The 425-nt window shown below is 39.1% G+C and carries 1 protein-coding gene; it reads right to left on the bottom strand.

Translation table 11 applies throughout. From position 1 onward, the window contains the following. Nucleotides 1-373, bottom strand: a 373-nt coding sequence (locus CWB66_RS21360) for a redoxin domain-containing protein (protein WP_138586994.1), incomplete at its 3' end; no start/stop codon positions are given. Nucleotides 374-425 lie beyond the last annotated feature (52 nt).

The raw sequence follows: 425 nt of genomic DNA, 5'->3' as shown, positions 1-425 counted from the left end.
CTGCAAATGGATGATCGGTTTCATTTTCATTACGCGGTTCACTAATATATAAGCCAAGATCTGTCATCTGCACGAGTGAAAGGCCACTGTACAATGGAAAATTCACTTCTAAATTATTTAGGTGTTCCGTCAGTTGCTCGTGGCTGTCGCCACTAACCGCCGCAAGCTCAACACCGGCATCAATAAATTGGCCTTTCATTTTCGCTAATGCATTAAGTTGCTTAGTACACAATGGGCAATGCTTACCACGATAAACAACAATCATTTTCCATGGTAAATCTGTTTGTCTAACTGTAATATCAGCCTGCTTATTATCACTGTCTTTAACAACAAGTGCAGGCATTTTCATCGCCGGTTGTAGATCGTTACTCATAATCATATTCTCCTTTGTAAAAGTTAAATATCGTTATTGCTTGCTAAGTAGA

This window comes from Pseudoalteromonas sp. S558 (assembly GCF_005886635.1).
Lineage (GTDB): Bacteria > Pseudomonadota > Gammaproteobacteria > Enterobacterales > Alteromonadaceae > Pseudoalteromonas > Pseudoalteromonas aliena.
This window is presented reverse-complemented; position numbering and strand designations above follow the sequence as displayed.